This is a genomic window from Streptomyces sp. NPDC021096, assembly GCF_040641275.1.
In the GTDB taxonomy this organism is placed as follows: domain Bacteria; phylum Actinomycetota; class Actinomycetes; order Streptomycetales; family Streptomycetaceae; genus Streptomyces.
The window spans coordinates 1-4,384 of the sequence record NZ_JBFADG010000051.1; the positions used below are offsets into that span (position 1 = coordinate 1).

General features: G+C 69.3%; 3 protein-coding genes. 1 reads left to right on the forward strand and 2 read right to left on the reverse strand.

Features of this window, described 5'->3' with window-relative positions; all coding sequences use genetic code 11:
- Window positions 1-126: 126 nt before the first annotated feature.
- Window positions 127-1,686: a SulP family inorganic anion transporter gene (locus AB0G59_RS28930; RefSeq protein ID WP_360917694.1), complete on the reverse strand. Its 1,560-nt coding sequence runs from the start codon at window positions 1,684-1,686 to the stop codon at window positions 127-129.
- 524 nt (window positions 1,687-2,210) lie between these two features.
- Between AB0G59_RS28930 and proC the strand changes: the two genes are divergently transcribed.
- Window positions 2,211-3,020, forward strand: a complete 810-nt coding sequence (gene proC, locus AB0G59_RS28935) for a pyrroline-5-carboxylate reductase (RefSeq protein WP_360917697.1) — start codon at window positions 2,211-2,213, stop codon at window positions 3,018-3,020.
- A 6-nt stretch (window positions 3,021-3,026) separates the two neighbouring features.
- On the opposite strand, the gene trpS is transcribed toward proC, so the two are convergent.
- A complete protein-coding gene (gene trpS / locus AB0G59_RS28940; RefSeq protein WP_360917700.1) occupies window positions 3,027-4,037 on the reverse strand; it encodes a tryptophan--tRNA ligase in 1,011 nt (336 codons plus the stop codon).
- Window positions 4,038-4,384 lie beyond the last annotated feature (347 nt).

Sequence of the window (4,384 nt, forward strand, 5' to 3'; positions counted from 1 at the left end):
GGACCCTGTGGGAGAGTAGGACGCCGCCGAACAATTATTCAGAAAGCCCTGGTGGGGACCGAAAGGTCCCTGCCAGGGCTTTCTTGCATTTCCGGGCCGGTCTAGCTCCGTCCTATGGGCCGGCCACTAGACCGCGACCACTCGCCCGGTGGCCTCCCCGTCCCCGTTCTCGTTCTGGTTGTCGTCCGCCCCGTTCTCCGACGGGGAGCCGTCCTCGCGCATTTCGCCATGGCGTTCCGCCCAGCCGAGCAGAGCGGTGTGGACGGCGCGGTCCATGTGGCGCAGGCCGCTGATGTCGAGCTCCACGTGGCGGCCGCCGCGGCGCAGGGTTTCGAGTTCGTCCAGGAGCTTCGGCAGCCGGAGGAAGGTGGCGTTGCCGAGGACCCGGGCCCGTACGACGCCGCTTGTGGACGTCACGGTCTCGATGTGGATGTGCGACGTCTCCCAGGCGGCCTTGACCACGGCCAGGAGCAGGCCGATGATCACGCCTTCGAAGAGATTGGTGACCACGATCGCCACCGTGGTCGTGACCAGCACCGCGACCTCACCCCGGTGGTCCCGCCAGAGCGGCCCGAGTTCCTTTCCCGGCAGCAGCTTCCAGCCCGCGTGGACGAGGACGCCCGCCAGTGCCGCCACCGGAATCAGCTCGAGTGCCCACGGCAGCAGCGTGGCGAAGACCAGCAGCCATACCCCGTGCAGGACGCGCGAGGCCTTGGTGCGTGCACCGGCCCGGACGTTGGCGGCGCTGCGGACGATCACGGCGGTCATCGGCAGGGCACCGAGCGCCCCGCAGACCGTGTTGCCGGCGCCCTGGGCGATGAGTTCCTTGTCGTAGTCCGTGTGGCGGCCGTCGTGCAGCCGGTCGACCGCCGCCGCGCTGAACAGCGATTCCGCCGATGCGATCAGGGCGAAGGCCAGGATCGTGCCCAGCACTCCGAATTCGGTCAGCCGGGCGAAGTCACCACCACCCGGTGGCTGGATCGCGTCGAGGAGACCCCGGACCTGGACCCGGTCGACGGGCAGGCGCAGCACTGCGACCACGGCGGTGGCCAGGGCGACCGCGGCCAGCGGCGCGGGTACGACGCGCGCGGCCCGTTGCCAGCGTGGCCACAGGACGAGCATCGCCGCGGTGCCGCTGCCGACGGCGACGGCGGACATGGCGTCGGCCGAGCCGAGGGTGTTGGTCAGGAGCGAGACCAGGCCGCCGAGCTTCTCCAGCCCGCCGGCGGGGGCGTCCGCGTCGGCGATCGCGTACAGCTGGCCGGCGATCAGGACGATCCCGATGCCCGCGAGCATCCCCTGCACCACGGCGACGGAGATGGCACGGAACCAGCGTCCCAACTTCAGGATGCCCATGGTCAGTTGGAGCAGGCCGGCAGTGAGCACCAGGACGCCGAGCGCCCTGAGCCCGTACTCGCGTACGGCCTCGTACACCAGCACTGTCAGCCCTGCCGCAGGTCCGCTGACCTGCATGCTGCTGCCCGGCAGCAGTCCGGTGAGGAGGCCGCCGACGATGCCGGTCACGAGCCCCAGCTCGACGGGTACACCGGATGCGACGGCGATGCCGACGGACAGCGGCACGGCTATGAGGAAGACGACCAGCGATGCGGTGAAGTCGGCTCGGAGTGTGCCCCTGAGGTCGACTTGGGCGGCGTTTCGGACACGGCGGAAGAGACTCTTCTGCATGAGGTTTGCCTCCAGCGCGCTCGAGGCGCGCGCAGCGATGCGATGAGGATCGTTGCCTGACAGGTGGAGTGAGGTGGGGCGTCGTACGGACGGTCGTTCGGGCGGATCGTTCGTCGGTGCGAGTCGGTCGGTGCGGGCTGTCGGCCGGTACGAGGGGGTCGCCCTGTACGGATCGACGTGGACACGGGCACACGGGCACGGGCACGAGCACGGTCACCGGGGGCGAAGACGGCACGGCCGCCGGACGTCGGGCGTCGACGTCGGCACAGATCCCAGAACGTGCAGCGGTGCCGTCGTCCCCTGCGGCACCGTGCTGTTAATCACTCGACCATATTTTGGCCAAGTTGTGGTGCAGATCGGCGAGTTGATGTGTAACCACGATGTAAACGCGGAGGTGGGAAACGGGAGACCCCGGTTCCGATCACCCCGGCGGGTGGCCCTTCGAAGCCGCCGAAGTGCGAAGATGCCAGGCACAGCCACAGCCACGCAGCCTTAGTCGCAGCCCAGCCAAGAGGTGAGCCCCCGTGACCCAGAAAGTCGCCGTCCTCGGCACCGGAAAGATCGGCGAGGCGCTCCTCAGCGGCATGATCCGCGCCGGCTGGTCGCCCGACGACCTCATGTGCACCGCCCGTCGCCCCGAGCGCGCCGAGGCCCTCCGTGCCCGCTACGGCGTCGAGGTGGTCAGCAACAGCGAGGCCGCCAAGGCCGCCGACACCCTGATCCTGGCCGTCAAGCCGCAGGACATGGCCTTCCTCCTCGAGGAGCTCGCGCCCCACCTGCCTGCCGACAGGCTGGTCATCAGTGCCGCGGCCGGCGTGCCCACCGCCTTCTTCGAGGAGAAGCTGCCGGCCGGCACCCCCGTCGTCCGCGTCATGCCGAACACCCCCGTCCTCGTCGACGAGGGCATGTCCGTCATCTCCGCCGGCTCCCACGCCACCGAGGACCACCTCCTCCGTACGGAAGAGATCTTCAAGCCGGTCGGCAAGACGCTCCGCGTCCCCGAGAACCAGCAGGACGCGGCGACCGCCCTCTCCGGATCCGGCCCGGCGTACTTCTACTACCTCGTCGAGGCCATGACCGACGCCGGCATCCTCCTCGGCCTGCCGCGCGACAAGGCCCACGACCTCATCGTCCAGGCCGCCATCGGCGCCGCCGTCATGCTCCGCGACAGCGGAGAACACCCGGTAAAGCTGCGCGAGGCGGTCACGTCCCCCGCGGGGACGACGATCAGCGCGATCCGCGAACTCGAGAGCCACGGAGTACGGGCCGCCCTGATCGCCGCCCTCGAAGCAGCCCGCGACCGCAGCCGTGAACTGGCCTCCGGCCAGGCCTGACGCTCTTCACACGGGCGGCATCAGCCCGATGGCCCGATAAGCCGTGTCGACGGTCGGCCGAGCGAGGTCACGTGCCCGCTCGGCCCCCTTCCGCAGCACGCCGTCCACATAACCCGGGTCCGCACACAGCTGCGCGTGCCGTTCCCTGACCGGCCGCAGCAGCTCCACGACCGCATCGGCCGTGTCCTTCTTCAGCGCCCCGTACGAGGACCCCCGCGTGTCGTACTCCGCGGCGACCTCCAGGGGCTTGCGGCCGGTGCAGGCCGCCAGGATCTCCAGCAGGTTCGCGACGCCGGGCTGAGCCTCCCGGTCGTACACGATCTCGCTACCGCTGTCGGTCACCGCACGCATGATCTTCTTGCGTACGACGTCGGCCTCGTCGAGCAGATAGACGATGCCGGACGTCTCCGCGTGCGACTTCCCCATCTTGGACGTCGGGTCCTGCAGGTCCATCACCCTGGCCGCCACCGCGGGGGTCATGGCCTTGGGTACGACGAAAGTGTGCCCGTAGCGCTGGTTGAACCGGACCGCCAGGTCCCTCGTGAGCTCGACGTGCTGCGCCTGGTCGTCGCCGACGGGAACCTCGTCCGCTCCGTACGCCAGGATGTCCGCCGCCATGAGCACGGGATAGGTCAGCAGCGACAGCCGTACGCTCCCGCCGGCGGCCCGCTCCCGTACGGACTTCTCCTTGTACTGGATCATCCGCCGCATCTCGCCGTCGGTGGCCGTGCACTCCAGCAGATAGGCCAGCCGGGTGTGCTCGTCCACATGGCTCTGTACGAACAGAGTGCAGAGCTCGGGATCGAGTCCCGCCGCGAGCAACAGCGTCGCGGCCTGCCGGCTGAGCCTTCGTACGCGAGCGGGGTCGTGGTCGACGGTCAGCGCGTGAAGGTCGACGACACAGAAGAGGGCATCGGCCCGGTGCTGGTCGGCCTCCACCCACTGGCGGACGGCGCCCAGGTGGTTGCCGAGGGTCAGATGGCCGGTGGGCTTGATGCCACTGAAGATGCGTGCCATGGCTGAGCTGGTCTCCTTCGAGGTGGAGCCACCGCCACAGACAGCAGAAACGGCCGCCGAGGCGGCGGCCGTTGGGTGCATGCGCAGGTCGTGGGCCGCCTGTCAGGCGGCCCACCACTGCTGGGTGAGCGCATGCTTGGTCACAGGACGACCGTAGCCTCCGAAACCCCCTTGCGCCACGGGTTTGATGGGGCTTACGGGAGCGTGTAGAGTTCTTCGAGTTGCCACGGGGTCCGCGAGGACGCCGGGGCGGCCACTCGAGTCGCATCGGCGGCAATCACCACTGCACGGTCCCTGAACGGGAAGTATTTCGGCGTGCCGGAATACGGAACGGGATGGCTCGGGAC

Coding starts and splice junctions, on each gene's coding strand:
- AB0G59_RS28930 (WP_360917694.1), bottom strand. CDS start 1,686: ATGCAGAAGAGTCTCTTCCGCCGTGTCCGAAACGCCGCCCAAGTCGAC.
- trpS (WP_360917700.1), bottom strand. CDS start 4,037: ATGGCACGCATCTTCAGTGGCATCAAGCCCACCGGCCATCTGACCCTC.